General features: G+C 38.7%; 22 protein-coding genes. 13 read left to right on the top strand and 9 right to left on the bottom strand.

The features are described from left to right. Positions 1-78: 78 nt before the first annotated feature. The gene (locus CK503_RS00105) at positions 79-3,054 is read right to left on the bottom strand and encodes a protein O-mannosyl-transferase family (RefSeq protein ID WP_095604749.1); all 2,976 of its coding nucleotides are present in this window, start codon (positions 3,052-3,054) and stop codon (positions 79-81) included. A 251-nt stretch (positions 3,055-3,305) separates the two neighbouring features. Here CK503_RS00105 and CK503_RS00100 point away from each other — a divergent pair, with 251 nt between their 5' ends. After that, positions 3,306-4,808 carry a sodium-dependent transporter gene (locus CK503_RS00100; RefSeq protein WP_095604748.1) on the top strand — a complete coding sequence of 501 codons (1,503 nt, stop codon included), beginning with the start codon at positions 3,306-3,308 and terminating at the stop codon, positions 4,806-4,808. 4 nt (positions 4,809-4,812) lie between these two features. Here the strand turns inward: CK503_RS00100 and CK503_RS00095 are convergent, their stop codons facing one another. From CK503_RS00095 to CK503_RS00080, 4 genes are all read right to left on the bottom strand, one after another. Beyond that, on the bottom strand, positions 4,813-5,349 hold the full coding sequence (locus CK503_RS00095) for a PH domain-containing protein (RefSeq protein ID WP_095604747.1): 537 nt from the start codon (positions 5,347-5,349) through the stop codon (positions 4,813-4,815). 61 nt (positions 5,350-5,410) lie between these two features. Continuing rightward, positions 5,411-6,772 carry an LA_2272 family surface repeat-containing protein gene (locus CK503_RS00090; protein WP_095604746.1) on the bottom strand — a complete coding sequence of 454 codons (1,362 nt, stop codon included), beginning with the start codon at positions 6,770-6,772 and terminating at the stop codon, positions 5,411-5,413. A 104-nt stretch (positions 6,773-6,876) separates the two neighbouring features. Then, positions 6,877-7,536 carry an acyloxyacyl hydrolase gene (locus CK503_RS00085; protein ID WP_095604745.1) on the bottom strand — a complete coding sequence of 220 codons (660 nt, stop codon included), beginning with the start codon at positions 7,534-7,536 and terminating at the stop codon, positions 6,877-6,879. Between the two features lie 56 nt (positions 7,537-7,592). Then, positions 7,593-8,495, bottom strand: coding sequence for a cation diffusion facilitator family transporter (locus CK503_RS00080; RefSeq protein ID WP_095604744.1), 903 nt, complete (start codon positions 8,493-8,495; stop codon positions 7,593-7,595). A gap of 192 nt (positions 8,496-8,687) precedes the next feature. On the opposite strand from CK503_RS00080, the gene CK503_RS00075 reads away from it, so the two are divergent. After that, positions 8,688-9,041, top strand: a complete 354-nt coding sequence (locus CK503_RS00075; RefSeq protein ID WP_095604743.1) for a site-specific integrase — start codon at positions 8,688-8,690, stop codon at positions 9,039-9,041. On the opposite strand, the gene tadA is transcribed toward CK503_RS00075, so the two are convergent. Next, positions 9,036-9,533, bottom strand: coding sequence for a tRNA adenosine(34) deaminase TadA (gene tadA / locus CK503_RS00070; RefSeq protein ID WP_255233293.1), 498 nt, complete (start codon positions 9,531-9,533; stop codon positions 9,036-9,038). The two genes, CK503_RS00075 and tadA, sit on opposite strands and share 6 nt — an antisense overlap. Before the next feature lie 338 nt (positions 9,534-9,871). Between tadA and CK503_RS00065 the strand changes: the two genes are divergently transcribed. Beyond that, positions 9,872-10,342 (top strand): hypothetical protein, encoded by a 471-nt coding sequence (locus tag CK503_RS00065; RefSeq protein ID WP_095604742.1) that lies wholly within the window; start codon positions 9,872-9,874, stop codon positions 10,340-10,342. A gap of 29 nt (positions 10,343-10,371) precedes the next feature. Continuing rightward, entirely contained in the window at positions 10,372-11,616 is a 1,245-nt protein-coding gene (locus tag CK503_RS00060) for a hypothetical protein (RefSeq protein WP_095604741.1), read from the top strand. Positions 11,617-11,697: 81 nt separating this feature from the next. On the opposite strand, the gene CK503_RS00055 is transcribed toward CK503_RS00060, so the two are convergent. Together CK503_RS00055 and CK503_RS00050 are read right to left on the bottom strand one after the other, a co-directional pair. Continuing rightward, entirely contained in the window at positions 11,698-12,090 is a 393-nt protein-coding gene (locus CK503_RS00055; RefSeq protein WP_095604740.1) for a hypothetical protein, read from the bottom strand. Between the two features lie 6 nt (positions 12,091-12,096). Then, complete coding sequence (locus CK503_RS00050; RefSeq protein WP_095604739.1) at positions 12,097-12,945, bottom strand: 5'-nucleotidase, lipoprotein e(P4) family; 849 nt, start codon at positions 12,943-12,945, stop codon at positions 12,097-12,099. 152 nt (positions 12,946-13,097) lie between these two features. Between CK503_RS00050 and CK503_RS00045 the strand changes: the two genes are divergently transcribed. Genes CK503_RS00045 through CK503_RS00020 form a run of 6 tightly spaced genes read left to right on the top strand, consistent with a single transcriptional unit; the run spans position 13,098 to position 17,527 of the window. After that, positions 13,098-13,556, top strand: a complete 459-nt coding sequence (locus tag CK503_RS00045) for an ATP-dependent zinc protease family protein (protein ID WP_095604738.1) — start codon at positions 13,098-13,100, stop codon at positions 13,554-13,556. Between the two features lie 6 nt (positions 13,557-13,562). Then, the gene (rimK, locus tag CK503_RS00040; protein ID WP_095604737.1) at positions 13,563-14,486 is read left to right on the top strand and encodes a 30S ribosomal protein S6--L-glutamate ligase; all 924 of its coding nucleotides are present in this window, start codon (positions 13,563-13,565) and stop codon (positions 14,484-14,486) included. Next, positions 14,479-15,423, top strand: coding sequence for a succinylglutamate desuccinylase/aspartoacylase family protein (locus tag CK503_RS00035; protein ID WP_095604736.1), 945 nt, complete (start codon positions 14,479-14,481; stop codon positions 15,421-15,423). The genes rimK and CK503_RS00035 overlap by 8 nt, the downstream gene beginning before the upstream one ends. Positions 15,424-15,447: 24 nt before the next feature. Further along, the gene (locus CK503_RS00030) at positions 15,448-15,798 is read left to right on the top strand and encodes a DUF952 domain-containing protein (protein WP_095604735.1); all 351 of its coding nucleotides are present in this window, start codon (positions 15,448-15,450) and stop codon (positions 15,796-15,798) included. Positions 15,799-15,800: 2 nt separating this feature from the next. Then, positions 15,801-16,652, top strand: a complete 852-nt coding sequence (locus CK503_RS00025; protein ID WP_095604734.1) for a M28 family peptidase — start codon at positions 15,801-15,803, stop codon at positions 16,650-16,652. Further along, positions 16,649-17,527 carry a diacylglycerol/lipid kinase family protein gene (locus CK503_RS00020; protein ID WP_095604733.1) on the top strand — a complete coding sequence of 293 codons (879 nt, stop codon included), beginning with the start codon at positions 16,649-16,651 and terminating at the stop codon, positions 17,525-17,527. The genes CK503_RS00025 and CK503_RS00020 overlap by 4 nt, the downstream gene beginning before the upstream one ends. A 7-nt stretch (positions 17,528-17,534) precedes the next feature. On the opposite strand, the gene CK503_RS00015 is transcribed toward CK503_RS00020, so the two are convergent. After that, positions 17,535-17,984 carry a fasciclin domain-containing protein gene (locus tag CK503_RS00015; protein WP_095604732.1) on the bottom strand — a complete coding sequence of 150 codons (450 nt, stop codon included), beginning with the start codon at positions 17,982-17,984 and terminating at the stop codon, positions 17,535-17,537. A 1,062-nt stretch (positions 17,985-19,046) separates the two neighbouring features. Here CK503_RS00015 and CK503_RS00010 point away from each other — a divergent pair. The 3 genes from CK503_RS00010 to CK503_RS16205 form a co-directional block, all read left to right on the top strand. After that, a complete protein-coding gene (locus CK503_RS00010) occupies positions 19,047-21,077 on the top strand; it encodes an InlB B-repeat-containing protein (RefSeq protein ID WP_095604731.1) in 2,031 nt (676 codons plus the stop codon). Between the two features lie 23 nt (positions 21,078-21,100). Continuing rightward, positions 21,101-21,826 carry an LEM-3-like GIY-YIG domain-containing protein gene (locus CK503_RS00005; RefSeq protein WP_095604730.1) on the top strand — a complete coding sequence of 242 codons (726 nt, stop codon included), beginning with the start codon at positions 21,101-21,103 and terminating at the stop codon, positions 21,824-21,826. 553 nt (positions 21,827-22,379) lie between these two features. Next, positions 22,380-22,568 (top strand): hypothetical protein (locus tag CK503_RS16205; RefSeq protein ID WP_217988277.1); only part of this gene is annotated, 189 nt, incomplete at its 3' end.

Genomic DNA, 22,568 nt, shown 5'->3' with positions numbered 1-22,568 from the left:
TGATTCTGTGGAATATACTATTCACAGCTTTAAATTAGAAATTTTGGCTGTGTAGTTCATATCACAAATTAGAGCTTTTTACAGTTGGAACCTATCAAATTCTTTCTTGTTTTCTTCTTTTGTTGCCGGAACTGAAATACGATCACCGGTAATAGCATTTACACGCTCATGCAGTCCTGTAGCTTTTTCATCATCACCATTCATAAAGTATATACGTTGTATAATGGTTAGGTGACTAACAGATCTTGAAATTTCACGGGCTATTTGTTGACGTTCCGAACCAATACTTTGCATACGCTGCTTTAAGCGCCGCTGGGCCTGCATATTGGCATTATTGCGGGCCTGTTCAGCCTCTTGGTTGAGCTGGGATAACTCATTTTGGATTTCATCGTACTCAGCAATAGTGGTTTCAAGATTTTGTAATACCCTTTCTTCGAGCTTTCGTGCTAACTCAACTGCATTTTGGGTATCCCCAACATCCGCATAACTGTATGCATAGAGGACGGTAGAGTTGATGTTATTATTATTGATGTTAAACGGCAGCTTTTCTTCGCCCCACTCAAGCCAGTAGCTGGCGCTGTCGGGCTTGCCCATTTCATTGTATTTATTAGCCAATTCGGTAATACTAAAACGGTAATTGCCCAACATGCGACGAATGTTCTCATCAAAGTAATTGTCAGGTTTATTCCATTCTCTAAACTGGAAATTTGAAAGCCGTTTAGCATGGATACTTGGATCCATCCAGCCATATCCCTGCGACTGGCGGCGTTGGGGTACAACGCGGAACGCTTTCCCTTCGAAACGGAAATAGGGCTGTAGGTTCATTTGGCTCTGTCTGGAAACCGTATTTGCAAAGTACACGGGCCGTACCCAATCGTTATTACGCAGAATATCTAAAATAACTTCATCCTGTACTTGGGTATAATATCGCTGATTTCCTTGGCGATCTTGTCCGGCTGAACGGCCTTCATAATACCAGGCCACTTCGTTATCCAGTGAATCTATTGGAATTTGGAAATGTATTTTGGATAGATCAAATCCAAGATCTTTATCAGTATCAACGCCCATTGCTTGTTTATAGCTTTCCATGCTGCTAAAGGTATTTTTCAGCATGTCTTTCTCAACAGGAATTCTCAAGGTATCGGGATTATGCATGGAGAGTCCCCCAGTTAATTGCGCTACTTTCTCATCATCAAAAGAAATAGGGAGGGGGGCCGATTCGTGAGACCATTGATCTCGTAACTGTTTGATATACCAGTCGGTATTGAGTAAGCTCAGACAGACAATACGTACATCAGTCCGTATACCCTCAACTTCCTGCAGATACCAGAGGGGAAAAGTATCATTATCCCCGTTTGTAAATAATATGGAATTCGGCGCTGTGGAGTTAAGTAGATTGTAGGCATAATCAGGAGCAACATATCTATCACCGCGATCGTGGTCGTGGAAATTCTCCATCCCCATCCATACAGGACTGGCAATAAATAAAATCCCCAAAATAGCATAAGATGCAATTTTGCTCGACTTAAGATACTCTTTAACTAATTCTATTAATCCTATGCTACCCATACCAATCCATATGGCAAAGGCAAAGAATGAGCCCACGTAGGCGTAGTCCCGCTCACGTGGCTGCATGGGGGTTTGGTTGAGATAAAAGATGATGGCCAGCCCGGTAAATACAAATAAAGCCAATACCGTTAGCGCTCGCTTCCAATCATTTTGAAAGTGAAATAACATTCCAAACAGCCCAATTAAAAATGGGATATAGAAGTAACTGTTGTGGGCGGGATTGTCTTCATGTTCGGTATCTGTAAAACCAGCTTGCCATCCCGCATCCTGTATATCGGCATCACGACCAATAAAATTCCATGCAAAATACCGCAAGTACATGTGGTTAACCTGATATCTCAAAAAGTAATCCAGGTCACTTGAATATTGACCATACTGTTGCATGTGCTGTGGATTTGTTGAGTACCGACGGGGAAAGAACGTTTCTTCGTCCCGATTTATAGTTCCCTGACTGTTATCATAGGTGTTACCCGTAAGTAAGGGGGTTTGTCCGTACTGTTCGCGCTCCAGATAATCAATGAAGGCCTCTACGGTTTCCGGATCGTTTTCATCGATGGGAGGATCGGCAATAGAACGGATAAAAATAAGTGAATACGAGGAGTAGCCAATTAGAATCATTGTATAGCAAAGTAATACGATATTTGCTATACGATGACCATTCTTATGGGTATAGTAAAGCCCAAAACTCATTGCCAATACAACAAGGACAATAAAGCCCAATGGCCCAATAAGTCCATAGCTGGCATTGGTAACTCCTTCTAAGAGGCTTGGAATTCCTTGTATAGTTCCGGGATAAATTAGTAAAAATGCCCCTGATGAGACTGCCATAAGTGCTCCGAAAGAACGGACACTAAATTCATACTTCTTGAAATAGATAATGAGGGCAACGAAAAACAGTGCCAGCAGATTTAGCAGGTGAATCCCCAGTGCAATTCCAAACAGATAGGCGATAAGGATAAGCCAGCGTTCATTGTAAGGTCTGTCGTGATTTTCGGCCCAAACCAGCGCTAACCAAACAACCGAGGCTGTAAATAGCATTGAAAGGGCATAAACTTCAGCTTCGACGGAGCTAAACCAGAAGGTATCAGTAACGGCAAAAGTGGCGGCACCGATAATTGCTCCGCCATACATGCCAATTTTGTCGATGGTGAGCATATTGTCAGGAGCACCTTTCCACTCTCTGACCAATCGCACGATAATAAGGTATAACAGCATGACGGTAAGAGCAGCACTTAGCACACTGATAAAGTTTATGCTGGCCGCTACATAAGCCGTGGGCATAAACATGGAAAAGATGCGTCCCAAAAGGGAATAAAAGGGCGCTCCGGGAGGGTGATTTACTTGTAGGCCGTGGCCAACAGCAATAAATTCTCCGGCGTCCCAAAAACTGGCCGTGGGGGCCATTGTTATGAAGTACAAGACAAGAGAGGCAAAAAATATAATTAAAGCTAACGTACGGTTGGTCGTCTTATGATTCGAAAACATTCGTACCCAATACCTTAAAATGCTGTTTAAATGGATTTCTTTAGCAGGCAATAATAGTCATAGGCATGATAGAATCAAAATGAGAATAATGAAGACTATCCACCCATAAAAAGATTTTTCAACGACTAATTATTAGCAATATTATTTTAAAAATAGTAACGATTTTAAGTGGCGGTTGCCACTTCGCTAAATAATTATTAAAAATAGAGGCTGGAAATCCTAAATCAATCAGATAATGAGGAATACGCTATATGAGCGAAAAAAATGGGTCAGGAGATCTTTTTTCAACGAAATTAGGTCTTATTCTAAGTGTATTGGGTATTGCTGTTGGCACAGGTAATATTTGGCGGTTCCCTCGTATTGCCGCACAAAATGGAGGACAGGAGGGAGCCGGGGCTTTCCTTATTGCGTGGATTACCTGCTTGTTCCTGTTTTCGATTCCATTGATTATAGCCGAATACGGTATTGGTCGTAATGGCCGCAAAGGAATCATTGGGTCATTTATAAAACTGGTCGGACGAAAGTATGCCTGGATGGGCAGCTTTATCGGTTTTGTATCTACAGCAATAATGTTTTACTACAGCGTAGTGGCCGGTTGGTGTCTCTACTATTTGATAGAGTCCATCTTTTCGACTTTGCCGGCCAATATGGGTCAGGCAGAAACTATTTGGTATGGTTTCCAAGGGTCGATGTGGCCTTCAGTGTTTCACGCGATAATGATTGGGCTCGGGGGCCTCATTGTCGTAAAAGGGATTTCATCCATCGAGCGGATTAACAAAATACTTATTCCATCGTTACTGTTAGTCGTAGTAATTTCGCTTATACGAGCAGTAACCCTTCCAGGTAGTTTTCAGGGGCTTGAATACCTCTTTACGCCCGATTGGGCTACATTGACACAGCCAAGTTTGTGGCTGGAAGCGCTGACTCAAAATGCCTGGGATACCGGTGCCGCATGGGGACTCATCTTGACTTATGGAGCCTATATGCGTACCAAAGATGATATTACCATCAGCGCCTTTCAAACAGGTATTGGTAATAATATTGTATCGCTTCTGGCGGCAATGACGATCTTCGCCACCGTATTCGGTACGCTTGGCAGCAATATGGGCAATGGAGAGATTCTGGATATTATGAAAACTTCAGGTCCGGCCTCCACTGGATTAACTTTTATGTGGATGCCTCAGCTTTTTAATGAGATGGCCGGAGGAAAAATATTTGCTATCCTTTTCTTTTTAGGATTAACCTTTGCAGCTTTTAGCTCGCTTATCTCAATGATTGAATTAGCCAGCCGTGTATTTGTGGATATGGGCTTTCCCCGAAAAAATGCCACAATTGCCATTTGTATTACCGGTTTCCTGTTAGGGATGCCTTCAGCACTTTCAACGGACATCTTGGCCAATCAGGATTTTGTTTGGGCAGTAGGACTGATGGTTTCCGGTGCGTTTATATCATTTGCTATCATCAAATTTGACCCCGAAAAATTTAGATCAACTATCGTAAATACCAGTGAACACAAGTATGAATTGGGAAAATGGTGGACAGTCATCATTAAATATGTAGTGCCGGTAGAGGTGATATCACTACTCGTCTGGTGGATATACCTTAGTATCACATCTTACGCCCCCGACAGTTGGTACAACCCACTCAGCGCATTTTCTGTGGCCACTATTGCCGTACAATGGGGCATAGCGATGGGACTGTTGTACTTGTACAACGATAAGATTGCTGAAAAAACAGCACAAGGTTTTGACTAAAAACCTATTTCGAATCCATTTTGTGATCTATTGATTGTAGCGAATCCCTGATTTCTTTGAGCACAGCCAAGGTAGATTCATCGGTTTCACTTGTTGAGGACTGGTATTGGTTATCTGTCACTTTATCACGCTGATCCAAAACCTTGCTGCGAAAGTCGGAAGCATCTGTGATGCCAATGAGTGTCAAATCGGCTTGTCCCTGTCCGCTACCGCCAGCCGTCTCTACTTTGAGGATACTTAACCCAAAAAATTTGAGAAGGGGACCTTCTTTGAAGGTGAGATCCTGAATTTTATCCAGTGGAATCGTGCGTTCTACATGGAATAGTATTCCTTTCTCGAAACGAAGGGCTCGTGTTGTTAACTCCGCGCTCAATCGATTGAAGTATTTGTTAATTATGATAGGTGCAATAATGAAGTAAATGGGGAGCAGAACAATCCCTACAATAGTAATAATAGAGATTAACATCCCATATATCAGTAAATACCTTTTTATCCGGGGATTGAACTCTGCCGATTGTAATATCTGTGTTTTGGATGTCATAGTTAGGACTTTAGTTAGTGATCAGAAGAATATAAGGTGAAAATGTCTCTGGTGGTATCTTCTAAAATAATTCTATTCCCAGTGTTGCTCCAATCCAGAAAACATATTGTCGGCCCTTGGCTTTAATATCAAATAGTCGATAGGGAGCATAATCATCGCTACCCTGCAATCGCGAAATGAGCATATTTAGGGTGGGGCCGCTATAAAACTTAAAATCTTCATTTACTTCTTTTCCGAATAGAAGACGATATTTTAATATCGAATTTAAATCCTTGGTCCAACTACCTTCATTGATTTTAAAGTACGAGAAGTCAGAATAGAGGTCGTGATTCTCATATTCTCGTAATTTTCCAATACTCCATCCAACCTGCCAGACATCCCGATTGAGCAGGGGGTTAAATCCAACTGAAAGCATGTTGTAAACTTGTTCTGTTCCCAGTTTAATCCCAATATTCGTAAACCCGGTTTCGGTAGTCCAAAAATCAAGATTTTGTCTGCCATCTCTGTAGTAGCTTATAAGTCCGACGGGAATGCCCTCAAACTCGTTTCCATAATTTATTAATCCCGCCTGAATACCTTGGCCTTCATCCACAATATTCGCCAAGCCCAGTTGAATGCCCTGAAAATCTTGACTGATATTTACCGAGCTCAAACTTATTCCCTGGAACGTTTTAGCGTAGTTTATTCCTCCTGATGTAATAATACCCTGCATATCCTGCCGGGCGATGTTTGCAAATCCGCTCACCAGTAATCCTTGAATATTACCACCGGAGATATTACCGACTCCTGAGACTAAAAGTCCCTGTATATCATTTTTTGCTATGTTGAATGCCCCTGCATATTGCATTCCCTCAATACTATCTCCCGACAGATTTAATATTCCGCTAAATTGTAGCCCTTGTATGTCATTTCTTGCTACGTTAAATACTCCTGCAGATTGTAATCCCTCAATGTTACCTCCTGACAGGTTAAATACCCCGCCCAATTGCACACCTTGAATATCTGATGAAGCCCAGTTTCCAATACCTGAAACCTGGACTCCCTGCATGCTGTTACCGCTATAGTTTCCTATTCCGGCAATTTGTACTCCCAAGGTATTATCTCCTGAGTAATTACCAATACCAGCTATCTGAACACCAGAGGCATAATATTTATTGGCATTAATCAGCGTTCCAAGTTCGAATCCCTCGTGTAGTGCACCGTGGTATCCGCCTAATAAGTTGAAAGAATATTTTGCGACATAATCAACGGCATCAATACCATTAGTACTTAACCCAGGTAAAAGTGTTATACGATAGGTACGATACGTAAGATCGTATTTTTCCCAGTCCTGATAATTGGTACTGTCTTGGGCTTGACTTGATAGGGGAGAGATTAGTAAGAAAGTGAATAATGTAGCAAGCAGAAATTTAACTTTATCCATTGGTGCCTACAAATGCGCTAATTATTATTGGAATTTTTACAGGTATATTACGAGACCAAGCAAAAATTGTTATAGCAAATTTATAGGATAGTCGTTTAAATAGATCAAAAAATAGTAACACCGGTAAAGAAGATATTTGAATCTATCCCGGGATTAATTTTGCCAAGTTGACCATTAGACATGTGATGGTATTTATATCCCAATGAAAGAGAGATATTATCTAAGACCATAATTTCTACTCCTGTACCCAATTCGAGCGTGAAATTAAACTGAACGCCACGATTATCGGGAAAGGGCTTTTTAAAATACATAAAGCCGGTTGATGACTTAAGAAAGGGTTGTACAATATTATGTTGATTGAAATTAAATTGAAATCCCAGGGGAGTGATTCCAAATCCACTGTACGAACCAGCTCGATATCGAGCTGTATTTGAGAGCGTATAATTTGCTGCTAAATTAACTTCAGCAGTGTATTCAAGCAGATGTGTGCTGTTGTATGTTGCCAGCTTTCGATTGTACCGGAGGGTATAAATACTGAGAGTAGCTTTCGGAATTTTGCCCCAGAATCCCTTTGTAGATCCAAATGAATAGCCAAAGGTAAAATTCATTTCATGGATATCTGTATCCGTTTTAGTTACCCAGGCAAGTCGATCTGTAAAATTAGAATCAGCTTCCTGATTGCCAACCCGTTCTGTGGTTTGGGCAAAACCAATACTATATACCGATAACAAAAAAAAGGGTACTACTAATAACTTGTTTGCCATTCCAATAAACTGCTGTCACATATAGTTATATACAAATAATCTAAAATATTTGTAAGTCATTTATTCTCTGCTTCTACGAATACACGTTTTACAAGGGGATACTCTTTTTTTATTTGTGAGGTCATGGTCGTGATATGTTCCTCTACATTCGATATATCCATTTTGTCTTTAAAATTCACACTCAGGTTTAGAAGGATATAATTTGGTCCCATATGCATAGTTAAGACCTCGTTAACATCTGAAATAAATTGATAATCGTTTGCTAAATTTGTAATACCTGTTACTATCTTAGGGTCTGCGCTTTCACCAATGAGCAGTCCTTTTGTTTCATAAGCAAGCCAGGCAGCTGTGATTCCCAAAATAATTCCAATAATGATAGAAGCGATGCCATCAAAAATGTGAAGCCCGGTATATTGGCCTAATGCTATGCCAATAAATGCTACAATTAATCCCAGCATAGCCGCGGAATCTTCAAATAGAACGACAAATAATGTTGGGTTTTTCTCTTTACGAACCGCTTCATAATACCCGCGTTCACCGCGAGCTTTATCAAACTCTCCCCATGCAAAATACAAGGCAAAGCCTTCAAAGATCATAGCTATCCCTAACACGATATAGTTTATCATCGGGTTCTGAACAGGATGGGGATCCATCAGGTTGTGAATACCTTCATAAATAGAAATGCCAGCACCCACGGCAAATATCATTATAGCAACAATAAAGCTCCAGAAGTAAATTTCTTTACCGTGTCCAAAAGGAAAGTGTTTGTCGGCCGGTTTTTTTGCTTTTTTCAATCCTAATAATAGCATCAGCTGGTTCCCGGTATCTACTGAAGAGTGTATACCTTCCGACATCATTGCTGAACTACCCGTTAACACTGAAGCTATAAACTTTGTTATAGCAATAAGTCCATTTCCAATTAGTGCAGCATAAATAACTTTTTTTGATGATCCAGCCATAGCAAAAAAATTTATATACGGTAAGAGACTTTAATTTATTCCATATTGATCAGTCCAATTATAGGTAAATAAATTGTGTTCCTAAAAGGCTATATGAAGTTCACTTTATTAATACGGTCTTCAAAAAAAATGTAAGGATTTCCTTTCTCTGTGGTCTTACTAATAAAGGCAATAAAAGAGAAGGAGAGATCTATGGGAAAGTCAGTACTTCTTAGCAAGATTCGTACAGAAATAAGAAGAAAGGAAATGAGCTATTACACCGAGCAAACATATATCGGTTGGATTACTCGTTTTATCTATTATCACAATCTGGAACATCCCAATAATATGGGAGAGCAGGAGGTGGTTGAATTTCTGAATTATCTTGTTACTGACAGGGATGTTCCGGATTTTATCCAAAACCAAGCTCAAGAAGCTATACAATTTTTGTATCGCCATGTTATTGGCAAGCCGTTATCATCATTAAAGGGGCTTATAAAAGGACACACATCTCATGACTACCAATCCCGAAGTAGTAATAGGAAACAACAAATTACGCCGTCATAAGTTGGGCCGTCCATTTCCTTCTGAACGACGCTCTTGGAAGAATTTCTTTAGAATCCACTCACAGTCTTCTTCCATAAATCCATGCATAACATCAACTTGATGATTTAATTTGTTGCTTTCTGCAAGGTTATAAACACTGCCACAACTTCCCGCTTTTGCATCCAGCGCACCGATAACTACCTGATCAATTTTTGACCAGACGAGTGCACCTGTACACATAGGACAGGGTTCAAGTGTCACATAAATTGTACAATCCTGAAGGTATTTTTGTCCAAGTGTAGAGCAAGCCGCAGAAATGGCCAGCATCTCAGCATGAGCGGTGGCATCGTTTAAGCGTTCCGTTTGGTTATATCCCTTCCCAATAATGCGATCATTTTTTACTACGATAGCACCGACAGGTACTTCCTTCTCTTCATAAGCCTGTTCAGCCAGAAAAAAGGCCTGTTGCATAAATCGAAGATGTTTTTGGGCACCGGAAATATCAGAATCCATTTAATTTACTTCCTTGTTGATCAATAACTGTTTTCAGCCTGACAATTTGAACCCGAAAATACGGTAAATGGACGGTGTTTAACAACTACTAATTGCATTCCTAAAGAAGGGGTAAGAGGAATATTGTACTTATCTCTTAATAGTTCCAGCATCCCAATTTCCGAGGGGGGGGGATTGGCCAACCTTCTGGAACTCATATCGATAATTTATTTTCAAAATCATCAATTTGGAGACTACCGTAGTTCTTTTAAGGAACATTTTTTTGTGATACCCTCTATAAAAAGTTGAATAGCAAAATTATAGTTTAATTAAACTAATAAAATAGAATAAATGGTATCATGAAATCACTTATACAGACGGTTATGATGATATCTGTGATTGCAGTGGTGCTTCTGACAGGCTGTAAGCAATCAATGGTTATCAGTCAAGTAGATTACTCGCAATCAATAGAATCAGTATTACAACCTGATGAGGATGGTACAGTTGAAGATCCCAAGCACGGGATAACTTTTAATATCAAACCCATTCAATACGCTGAAACCCAAGACACTTCTTCTGTAACTACTAAACAAGTACGGTACATTCGAGGTAATGAAGGGTACTACTATATAACTGCTCCCGATTATAAAAACGTATATGTTATGGCTCCCGAAAAAGGGAAGCTGGTATTAAAAGAAACGCTGAAGATAGGCGATAAAGCCATAGCAGAACCTGCGTTTAATCAGCGTAATACGCACATTCAGCTGGTTAATCGATCAACAGGAGACGTATGGAAAGTACATGAAGAAAGTATTGAAAAAGAAGAATAACAAATGGCTGAACAAGAGGTGAACTAATTATGAAACTTCGAATAACAATATTAGTAACAGTTGTAATTGGGCTTTTGTCATCAACACTGTATGCTCAGCAAGCACAGTCGGATTATGAGATACAACAAACTTTTAAGGAGCAATATGCTAACTATGAACAACAGGTAGAGAACGTATCATCACCCAACGGTGCAGAGAAGTTGATCGAAGCTATTAAACAATTCGATCAAGATTTTAGCGAGCATAAAGAACTGCTTGATGAAGCCCTATATCCGGATAACTACGATGAGCAGATGGAAAGTCTGAAGAAATCATCCGTTCAGACGCTCAATAAGGTTGAGACTATTACGGAACAGCAAAAGCAGCTTAATAAACTTGAGACTCAAGTTGCATCTTATGAGGATAATTTAAACCAGCTCAATAAACAGACTGATTCTCTTAAAACGGCTATTCGTAAGTCTACCGAGAGTGAAAAGGAGCTGTCAAATATGGTTCGTCAGTATCGGAAAAACTTAGAAAAACGTGATGAACTTATTTTAACGTTCATTGATTCAATGGTTGTAACATATCAGGATATGGATTTGGAGGCCTTGCAAGAAATGGAGGACTACGACCAAAAATCAAGGATTAAGACAAATGATGCCCTGAAATTGATTCATGATATTTCAGAACAAAACCTCCAGGTGTTACAGCAAAATGCCTCAAAGTTACAGATTGACGATTATATGCGTATGGCCGAAGTAAATAATCAGTTTCAGGCCATGTGGGATAGACTTGGCAATAAAATTCATGAAGTCTATGAAGGGGATAATGCCAATATGCTGGCTAAGAACATAAATGGAAACATAGATAAATGGAACAGCCTGCTACAAACAAATTCTGTTGAGGCTATGAAAGATTATTTTGCTCAGCAGGATATTGAGGCTGGTACTTTTGAGTCAGCTGGTGAGTTTAATACAGCCTTACATTCATATCTGGATTCAAAGATTAAGGAGAGCCGGGATAATCCTTCTGAAGAAAATTATAAGGATCTCCAGCAATTTAAGAAGTTTTGGGATCGTGTAGAGGTACAGTGGACGAGTAATTTAGCTCATGCCAATGTATTAAGCAGGGAACAGACTTCAGAGTTGAATCAGAAGGTAGATGAATGGACCCAGATTGCACAGCCTCGGTCTAACAATATTCTTGTTTATCTGCTCGGTGGCAGTGTATTACTGGCTGTAGTATTAGGCGTAATGCTAATACGCGAAAAGAAAAACAATGGATCGGCTTAAGATTCACCACACTTAAAGAGTATGTATTTTTTTTATAAGGGATCCAAAAACACGGATCCCTTATTTAATTGAATTATATAATCATTCAATCCCATCAGCTTGTTCTTCATCTAATAATTTTATGAACAAAGTCATTGAGCTGGTTATGGTGTAATACTCTTTACAGGCTTTTATTAGGATATAAATGAGTCCAGCCCACAATACTAATCCTATAGTTAAGTCACTCCAATGCCAACCTTGCCCAAATTGGATAAGATGCCAGAAAGAATAAAATGTAGCAATAAAAACACTAAACGATACCGCCCAAAATATGTTTTTCGCTTTATCGATTTGACGTTCTGCAAATTCTTTCAGTCGATTTTCTTTTAACAGTTGTTTGTCTTTATAAAGAAATAGATTGGTGTAAATAGAATAACCACCCGAGGTTTGCAATTCTTCTTTAAAGAACTCTTCAATAATTTTTTGCCTGGCCATAATAAATTAATTCTTCTTTGTATTGAGACGAGCTTTTCTCGCACTGTCAATTTGGGTAGGACTTAAAGAATCATCAAAGTTGTACAGAGCATTCTCCCACGAGCCGTAAGAGGGGTTTGGTAATACATACCAAAATTTACCCCATTTACTACTATTGTTTTCAACAAGTTCGGACCGCTCTTGCTGGGAAATACCCTTAGCTGGCACAAAATCATTTAGATCATCTCCAAAAATCATAATAATACGATAGTTTTTAGCAACATACGCACGACGTTCTGTTTTAGCCGATGTCCAATTATCGCGTTCATTATTACTTAGAATCCGGTCTTGGTTCTCAGAAAGTGGAAACCCAAGTTTTTTTAAGTTTTGGCGGGTTCCTTCTTCGACCTTAGTTTCGCGATTCGTCAGATAAAAAACAGCAACGCCATGATCGGCCGCTCGTTGCGTAAATTCTACAGCCCCGGCGATCGGGTTTGCCTTTGCCTCCATTACCCAATCATTCCACTGTTCCGGGTCAAAGCTACTTTTCTGCTTGATCATCCGAGCCTGAAAAGGGGAATTGTCCAGCACGGTTTCATCCACATCCAAAATAACCGCAGCAGGGAGCTTACGCATTTTCTGGTCTTCTTGTTTGGGGTAGGCAGTCCAATAGGAATCTTCAATAGCCATCCCCAGATTTGAAAGAGCAGTATTATAAACGGATGTTGTAAGTGCTTTATATTCAGCTGCATTTTGTGCCCAGAGCGTGGCCGAAGTAGTTGGGTGCTGAAGTGTTGAGGAACTACTGCAAGAGGTAAAAAGAAGTCCCAAAAGCAGAACGCTTAGGGGGAATAATTTTTGAAATGAACGGTGCATAATAAGTTGATGGTTGAGTTAAATTTTACAGTAGTAAAGTATTAAAAAGAAATAAATTTAGAAGAAATGAATTTGAAAGTTAACAGATGATACAAAGCCGAATAACTTGTATACTTGGGGTGGATTACATTAATGATTAATGTATTGGTAAAATGGCTGCTAAAAAAAGAGATCTTAAAGTTATTGGCAGGTTAGAACCAATCAATTTTCCCGAGTGGGATTTATATGGCATCGATGCAAAGATTGATACCGGAGCTTATACCTCCAGCTTGCACTGTCATCATATAAAACCGGTTCAAAAGGATGAGGGGGAATATGTGCGGTTCAACTTATTAGATCCATCGCATGAAACTTATAACGACAAACTTTTTGAGCTGCCGATACACCGTAAAAAAGTGGTTAAAAGTTCCAATGGATCAAGGGAAGAGCGTTTTATTGTAAAAACGAAGGTTCAACTTTTTGATAGGCTTTTAACGGCTGAATTGTCGCTTACGGACCGTTCCGAGATGCGATATCCCGTCTTGGTTGGACGGAAACTAATTAATGGACGGTTTCTCGTTGATGTATCCCAAAAATATTTATCGGAAAAAGAAATCAAAGAACAGACATAATCATACATGCACATAGTTGTATTATCCCGAAATTCTAAACTTTATTCTACCTCTCGCCTTACCGAAGCTATTGAGGAAGCCGGTCATGACGCTACCGTTTTAGATCATCTTAAATGCGATATTGTTAGCGAAAAGGACAATCCATGCATTTATTATCGAGGGACCAAAGTTACAGGTGTTGACGCTGTAATTCCCCGTATCGGAGCCTCTGTAACGTTTTATGGATCTGCAGTTGTACGACAGTTTGAGATGATGAAAGTATTTACCGCTGTTGAATCTCAAGCGCTTGTACGTTCTCGAGATAAGCTGCGAAGCCTGCAAATAATGGCTCGGGCGGGTGTTGGAATGCCTAAAACAGTATTTACAAACTATTCTACCGAAGTACGGAAAATTATTGAATCGGTTGGCGGTCCACCGCTAATCGTTAAGTTATTGGAAGGAACACAGGGCGTTGGTGTTGTTTTGGCACCGACTTTTAAAGCGGCTGAATCGATTATTCAGGCATTCCACAGCATGAAGGCACGTGTGATTGTTCAAGAATATATCGAAGAGGCCAAAGGAGAAGATATCAGAGCCTTTATTGTGGACGGTAAAGTTGTTGGAGCTATGAAGCGAAAAGGGGTTGAAGGCGAATTTCGATCCAATATTCACCGCGGGGGCAGTGGGGAGTTGGTTAAGTTAACTAAAGAAGAACGTCGGGCCGCGCTTATCGCTGCTCGTGCGATGGGATTGTCGGTTGCAGGGGTAGATATGCTGCAATCCGAGAGAGGCCCGCTGGTACTCGAAGTAAACTCTTCACCCGGATTGGAAGGCATTGAATCGGCAACAGGTAAGAATATTGCCGGACGTATTATCTCATTCGTCGAGCGTAAGGCGACCGAAATAAAGAATAGTCCCCGGAAGAGTCAGAATCTGACAAGAAATGCCTGATCCTATAACAATTAACGACTATACAATTGAACCAGGAGAACATAAGGAGATTCAGCTAAATATTGCCCGGCTACCTACCTATACCAATATCGATCTTCCGGTGCATGTTTTCCGTTCTGAAGAGGACGGACCTACGCTGCTGCTTACCGGCGGGTTACATGGTGATGAGTTGAACGGCATAGAAATTATCCGCCGGATGATTTCTAACGATCTGCTAATGCCAAAGAAGGGGAGTATAATTGCGCTTCCGTTGGTTAATGTGTACGGGTTTATCCAAAATGTACGCGGATTACCTGACGGTAAAGATATTAATCGCAGCTTTCCGGGCGTAAAGGGAGGATCACTGGCACGTCTGTTGGCCCACACCTTAATGAATGAAATCGTACCACAGATTGATTACGGGATTGACTTTCATACCGGTGGAGCAGCTCGGTCGAATTATCCACAAATACGGTGTACCCTTGATATCGAAAAGAATAAAGAGCTTGGAGAAGCCTTTGGAGCTCCCTTTGTAATTCATTCTTCTCTTATCGAGAAATCTTTTCGAAAAGCGGCTCATAAAAAAGGTAAACATATTTTAGTATATGAGACCGGGGAATCTACCCGTTTTGATGAGTTTGGTATTCAGGAAGGAATCAATGGCACACTGAGACTAATGAAACATCTCGGGATTAGAGATGAGGCTCCCAATCCCATCCAGGAAACCAAAATATATCGAAAGACAACGTGGGTTAGGGCTAAATACGCCGGTTTATTTCGCCCCCAAATTGAACTTGGTGATAAGGTTAAACAACGCCAGGTCTTGGGGCATGTCAACGACCCATATGGGAATGAGCAGTTTAAATTCAAGTGTCCGCACGATGGACAGGTAATTGGCTTAAACTATGCTCCTGTGGTTCACAAAGGGGATGCCTTATTACATTTAGCTTACGAATAATTTCAAAATTACTTTAATCATATTATGCGCGACGATCTTTTATTTCATATAACTACCAAAGAGGATTGGAAAACCTTTAATAATAGTGGAAGTTTTGAACCGGAATCCCTTGATAGCGAGGGGTTTATCCATTGCTCTACAGGGGAACAAGTTGAAGATACGGCAAATAGAATTTTTGGGGATAAAGACGAAATTTTGCTGCTTGTCATTGATGCCACCACACTTCACGAAGATATTAAGTATGAAAAGGATGCAGATACCGGTGAAAAATTTCCGCATCTGTACAGCCCCCTTAATACAAATGCCATTATTGACAAAATTACCATTAAAGCTGAAGATGATGGTCATTTCGATATCGCATTTACCACTTCTTAATAATGTTAGATCAGGCGATAATACATATTACCGAAATTGCGAATGTTCCTTCGTTTAGTTCTTACGAAGAACGGCTCCATCCATATATTCGACGGGTATTTGATGATATCCCGGCTGAAGAAATTAATGTTAAAGGCAATAACTTGATTTTTAAGGTTGGTGATAGTAATGAGTTACCGACAATTGCATTAACGGCTCATCTCGATAAAATTAACCATTATGGTGCTGATTACCCCAATTCATTACCGGTCAAAGTTTCCGAGGATCAAATTGAAGGAGCAATGGACGATAGTGCTGGTTTGGGAATGGTGGTAACATTGGCCGAAATGGCTGAGAGTCGTCAGTGGCCGAACATGCTTTTTTTCTTTTCTGAAATGGAGGAGAAAATGGGACTTAAAGAGCATCCCGAGATATTAAAGAATAATGGCAAAGGATACACAAATGGGATGGGGGCTCGACGCATTGCACAGAAATGTATAGCATTGGAAACGGTGCCTGATGAGGTTATCACATTGGATACAACTCCGCTATTTAAAGGAGATAAAGGGGTAGCCTTATATGCCAATCACTGGGAGCTAAATGATCTTGATCCCACAGAAAAGCTCATCCAAAAGACCCAACAAGCCGTGAATCGATTTTTGACTATCGATCCTGATATTAAAGTAGATAATAACACCAATGATTATCTGCATTACGGAGAAGAGTTTAACAAAGAAAATGGCTTTACTACGGTTTCAGTAGCATTAGAGCCTTCCATTTATCCGTATCATCAAAAGGGTGAGCAGGTATTTATTGATGATGTTCAACGCTGTCTGGTTATTTTAGAATCGTATCTAAATAATTTTGGCACGTGAAACGCTATGCTTTTTTATATAATCCGGCTGCACAAGGAGGGAGTTCGGAAATAAAAGTAGAGCGCTTGCGGACGTTCATTTCTGAATTCAATGATGCATACTTATTTTACTCCCGGGAAATTGGTGATATAACCCACTTTATCAATCAGAATTTTGAAGATTTTGATGTATTTGTAGCGTGCGGTGGTGATGGAACCGTCCGTGAAGTCGCTAAACCTCTTATGAATACTCAAAAACAGATGGGGATTGTGCCACTGGGAACAGGCAATGATCTCTGTAAGACACTTAATATTCCAGTTAAATTGAGACAATCCATATCTGTGTTAAAACAAGAAGAGGCCGTCTCTATTGATGTCGGGCAATGCAATGATTTTATCTTTTTAAATACATTGGGATTTGGCTTTGACGGCCTAACTAATCGTTATGCATTGCAACTAAAGCATTTGCATCCAGTTTTAACGTATGCGATATCTGCTATTAGAGCAGTCATAAATCACTCCTTTTTTGAAGTAACCGTTAAGCATAAAAATGGAGAGATTTCTAAAGAGGAGGCTATTATGTTTTCGTTGGCAAATGGAAGGGTAGAGGGTGGTTCTTTCTGGATTGCGCCTAATGCATCCGTTACTGATGGTAAATTAAACACTATTTTAGTTAAACCGATAGCGAAATGGGCAATCCCTTTTTTACTGCCATTGTTTTTATTTAAAAACCCGCAGCTAATCCCTCAAGTAAGATCCACAGAAGTTAACGAACTTTCCCTTTCTTTTACTGATAATATAGATATTCATGCTGATGGTGAAATAATAGAACAAGGATCAGGTAAATTTAATATCACCCTGATTGCCCATGCTTTAGAAGTGATATGCCCTTTGTGAAATCGGGTTATTTTATGACTCCATCAATGATGTGAATAACTCCGTTGCTTGTCTTAATATTTGATACACTAATTCTGTTCGATTCAATAGTCAGGTTAGTACTATTTTTATTTTGAACAGATATCGTTTTGCCACTCAAGCAGGTTATATCAGACATTGCTCGCAAACTACGCTCGGTAGCCATCCCGGTTAAAATGTGATTAAGAAGTAGATTCGAATCCGACTTTTGTCCGACACTAAGCTTATCGAAAGCGGCATTTGTTGGTGCAAATACCGTAAAAGGTCCCGCTTGGTTTATGCGATTATCAACACCAGTATTTTCCAGTGCTTGTGCAAACTGGGATGTTTGACTGTTGGATTTTAGTTTTTCTAAAATAGATTGGGCATGTACGTCAGAAAAAGCAATCAATAATGAAAGCGTTAAAGCAAATCGGAAGATTTTTTGAAAATACTTCATATGCTAAGTTATATAATTATTTAATAAAATTGCCTTGATGAATGTGACCAGATAATTTCTTTAAACCTATCATATTATAATGTGTTTTTTACGGGATCCAAATATTAATACCTAAATAAAACTCTATATTGATTTGAGTACTCAATTAATACCATTTTAGCTCCATATTTATTCGGGAAAGGTAGAAAGTAGACGAGAACCCTTATTTTTTTGCAACTAAGACATACTTAACCATTATAAATTCATTTTAGCCGCTTAGAATCCAAATTTGTATTTTATACCCACTTATAGGACTTATAGAGGGATTTTGGGCATAATAAATTCCGATTAGGGCTTTTATTTTTTAAAAAGAGGCCAATATAGCAAAAATCTATTGATGCTAACTTTTTTTATGAAAGATAATATTTCTAAAACATATAGATGAATACTTAATAAAATATAGAAAAGTAGGTACTAAAGATGAGCAATAAATCTAAGCACTTCTTTTAAAGAGCTTATTTTTGAATTGAGTATACGTATCAGTGAATCTATATTTGATAGTAATTGGGTTAATCTCATTGATAGGTTAATATTATATCGTTTGTCGATAGATATAAAATTGGTTGACGATATATAACACCGTTCGGGGTTATTATGGAGTAAATAAACTATCCCTGTGCGAGTGTCGTATAATTTGTATTATGTAAAGTAAAGAAAGTAGTTATTCTTTGTTATCGATATCGAGATACAACTGCTTTTATCAAAACGGACAACCATAATAAAATAATTTACCTCATCGTATTTCATTACAATTGGCTCGCCAATAGATTCCCTCCCTGGAGCATATTTATCTCGATAAATAATATACTTTATGCGTAAATGTTATCTGTAAACGATATAGCCCTCATAGTATCCATAATATCATAGCTTCACACTTCCCTATCGACAAGTAGACCTTTTGTTATATTATGCATACAATGAGTGCTTTAGAAACTATATCAATAAGTATAGGTTAGGTTGCTTAACTACTACACAAGGATTACCTTCTGGCGGGTACAAATTTCAATAAAGAAAAATCATTTGATGAGACAGCTACTATTTGCCTTCATTTTTTTATTTAGCATATCAATTATTTCATGCAGTGACAGTGGAACAGGTCCTGATCCAAATAATGGAAGTGGAGACGATAACAAAGAAGAAGTTACCACTTATTCTGTAGCTGTTAACGTTACACCATCTGATGCAGGCTCAATATCCCCTTCTGCAGAAGACTCCTATGATGAAGGCGAAGAAGTTGAACTGCAAGCAAATCCTAATGAAGGCTATGTGTTTACAGAGTGGTCAGGAGATATTGAATCTACCAATAATCCACATTCGTTAACTATTGATCGAGATTATGATATTACAGCTAACTTTGAGATCAAAACTTACGAATTGACAATCACTAAAAAGGGAGAAGGTGCTGTCAACGAGGAAATACTTGAGCAAAAATCTAAAGATTATGAACATGGAACCGTTGTTGAGTTGACTGCCAATCCATCCGAAGGGTATAAATTTGTCGAATGGGAAGGTGATATTACAGGTAGTGAAAATCCTGCCCAAATTACCGTTGATAATCCCAAAAAAGTTACTGCAGTCTTTGAAAAGAAAAGTTATGAATTAACCGTCAGTACTGAAGGTGAGGGTGCCGTTAGTGAGGAAGTTGTCCAACAAAAAACCACAGACTATGAACATGGTACAGTCGTAGAGTTAACTGCAAACTCTGCCGAAGGCTGGGAATTTATTGAGTGGACGGGGGCAACATCTGGTTCTGAAAATCCAACTCAAATTACTGTCGATGCATCCAAAGAAGTAACAGCGGTCTTTGAAGAAAAAAAAGATTATCCAAAAATTTTCGGCGGATCAGAAGGAGAAAATGCATTGTCAATAGCTAATACTCAAGATGGAGGGTATGTAATAACAGGATATACAGGATCAACTGATGGTGATTTTAGTAATTTGAGTGTTTCATACCATGAAATTTATGTTATAAAATTTGATTCTGAAGGGAATAAACAGTGGGTTAAAACCTATGGAGGTAAAGATGCCGAAATGGGCACCTCAATTATCCAGACTTCAGATGGAGGTTTTGCAATAACTGGACGCACTGACTCAGATGACGGAGATTTTTATGGAATGCAAAAAGGTAGTAGTGATATTTTTGTTATAAAACTAACTTCAAAAGGAAGTCTAGAATGGACTAAAACTTTTGGTGGTCCTACCTCCGATTTCGGAAGTTCCATTACCCAGTCTACCGATGGAAACTTATATATCACAGGTGATATTCAAACATCCTCTTATGATAAACCTGAAATAATTCTAATTAAAATAGATATTAATGGAAACGTAATTTGGGAAAAAACATATGGTGGCATTCAGAGAGATTTTGGTTCGTCAATTGTAGCAACTGATGATGGAGGGGTCGCGTTAGCCGGTAATACATATTCAAATGATGGCACTTTTGATGAGATGAATCACAGTGGGAATGATGCCTATTCTGATATATTTTTGCTCAAAATCAATTCCACCGGGGATATTGAATGGAAAAAAACATATGGAGGAAGTGGCCCAGATGAAGTAAAAACTATTACTAATACAAATGATAACGGGTTCATTATGACTGGGGGAACTAAATCCATAGATGGGATTTTTAGTTCTAATAACAATAGTGATAATTCGTCAGCATATATTTTAAAAGTTGATTCCTTCGGGAAGGTAGAATGGACAAATATTTATAAAGGGTCAAATAATGAGGTAGGAAATTCTGTAACCCAAATAATGGATAATGGTTATATAATTCTAGGAATTACCTATTCAAACAGTGGGGATTTTCAAGATATAAATAATGGTGAATCTGATATTTTCCTTGCTAAATTAGATTCTAATGGGAGCAAGAGTTGGCTTAAAACATTTGGTGGTTCTAAAAATGACACCGGGCTCTCAGTAATTTCATCAAATGACAATCTTATTTTTACAGGTAGTGCCTCTTCTAATGATGGCGATTTTAGTAAAACTAATAGAGGTTATAGCGATATTTATATTTATCAAACTGATAGTAAAGGAATTGTTAAATAATCTAAATCAACAAACCATTTTTTATGAGTATTTCTACCTTTTCACAAAGTACAATAGAAAAAATAAAATACTATGTTTATATATTGATGGATCCAAGAAATAACATGGTTTTCTATGTTGGTAAAGGTAGGGGCAATAGAATTTTTAGCCATATAAACAATTTGGAGGGAGATGAAACAGATAAAATTTCTTTAATTAAAGAAATTCAAAATGAAGGTTATAATGTAAAACATTACATCATACGAAGAGGTTTAAGTGAAGAATCAGCACTTAGAATTGAATCAGCTTTAATTGATGTATTCACTCATAAAGAGTTTGAATACTTATCTAATATTACGAACATCAACAGAGGTTTTTACAGTTTTGAAAATGGAATTTCAAAAGCAAGAGAGATCGAAAATATTTATTCTGTAAGTCCTCTAAATTTAAGCTCAGTTGAGCATAATTTATTGCTCATAAATATCAATAAAAATTTCAATAGGGAAATGTCACTGTATGAAGCAACTAGAAAGTATTGGCGACTAAATATGAATCGTGTCAAAAAGGTAGATTTTGTATTAAGTGAATACAGAGGGATTATAAGAGCAATTTTTAAACCTGAAGAATGGTATGTTAATGAGAAAAGAGGCAGGAAATACTTCAAGGGGTTTAAAGTAGAAGATCAAGAAATTAAAAAATTATATTTAAACAAGATCTATGAAAAAAAAGCTGGTAATCGGAATCCAATAAATTATTTGTTTCCAAATTAGATACAGCAACCTAACCCGCGCATTAAGCGGACAGGCCTCGCCAGGTCTTGTCCGCTTTTTATTTTTATAGTACTTATTTCAATTATAAAATATTTCAAAACTTTGTCGCCTGCAGCTTATGCGCCATGTCGTTAGTTTGCCCGCCGGCCTTCGCGGTTTGTCAATAAAGGCTGTTTCGGCTGTAAAAATATCCATTTTTCAGCCGCTTCTGGGTTGCCTTTTCCACTATTCAATTTGCCTTAAAGCTATCTTCCTTTCCGAAAATCCTATTTCCCGTTTTGTCCTGGCCGGTCGGGGCTAAATCATCTTACGTCCGCTGTGTTCTTCCGTTGTTTTTATCAAAGCCGTTGCTGGTTCTACATCTTCAGCCCCAAACTAACCCGGCGCTATCAGCGGACAGGCCTCGCCCTTTCTTGCTCGCTTCCTATTTATTAGTTACTCTTTCATTTGTTAACTAATTCGATATTCCAGCGCCTGCAGCTTAAGCGCAATGTCGTTAGGCATACTTTCAAAAATAAATTCTAAATTTTAAGTCATATTTTTAGTCCATTTTATGAGAAAACTCATTAGTTCAATTTTTCTCGTTCTATTTTTAACTGGTTGTTTTAGTTCTCCTTATGTGGATCCCAATACAGGTTCAACTTCCATATCCTCTGTTGAAGAGCCTGAAAAAATGGAGCCTTGTAACTACAATTCTCTCGATGGCAAAGAAATAATTTTATCTAAAAGTCCTAAAAGGACT

Source organism: Fodinibius salipaludis, from assembly GCF_002287075.1.
GTDB classification, from domain to species: Bacteria; Bacteroidota; Rhodothermia; order Balneolales; family Balneolaceae; genus Fodinibius; species Fodinibius salipaludis.
This window is presented reverse-complemented; position numbering and strand designations above follow the sequence as displayed.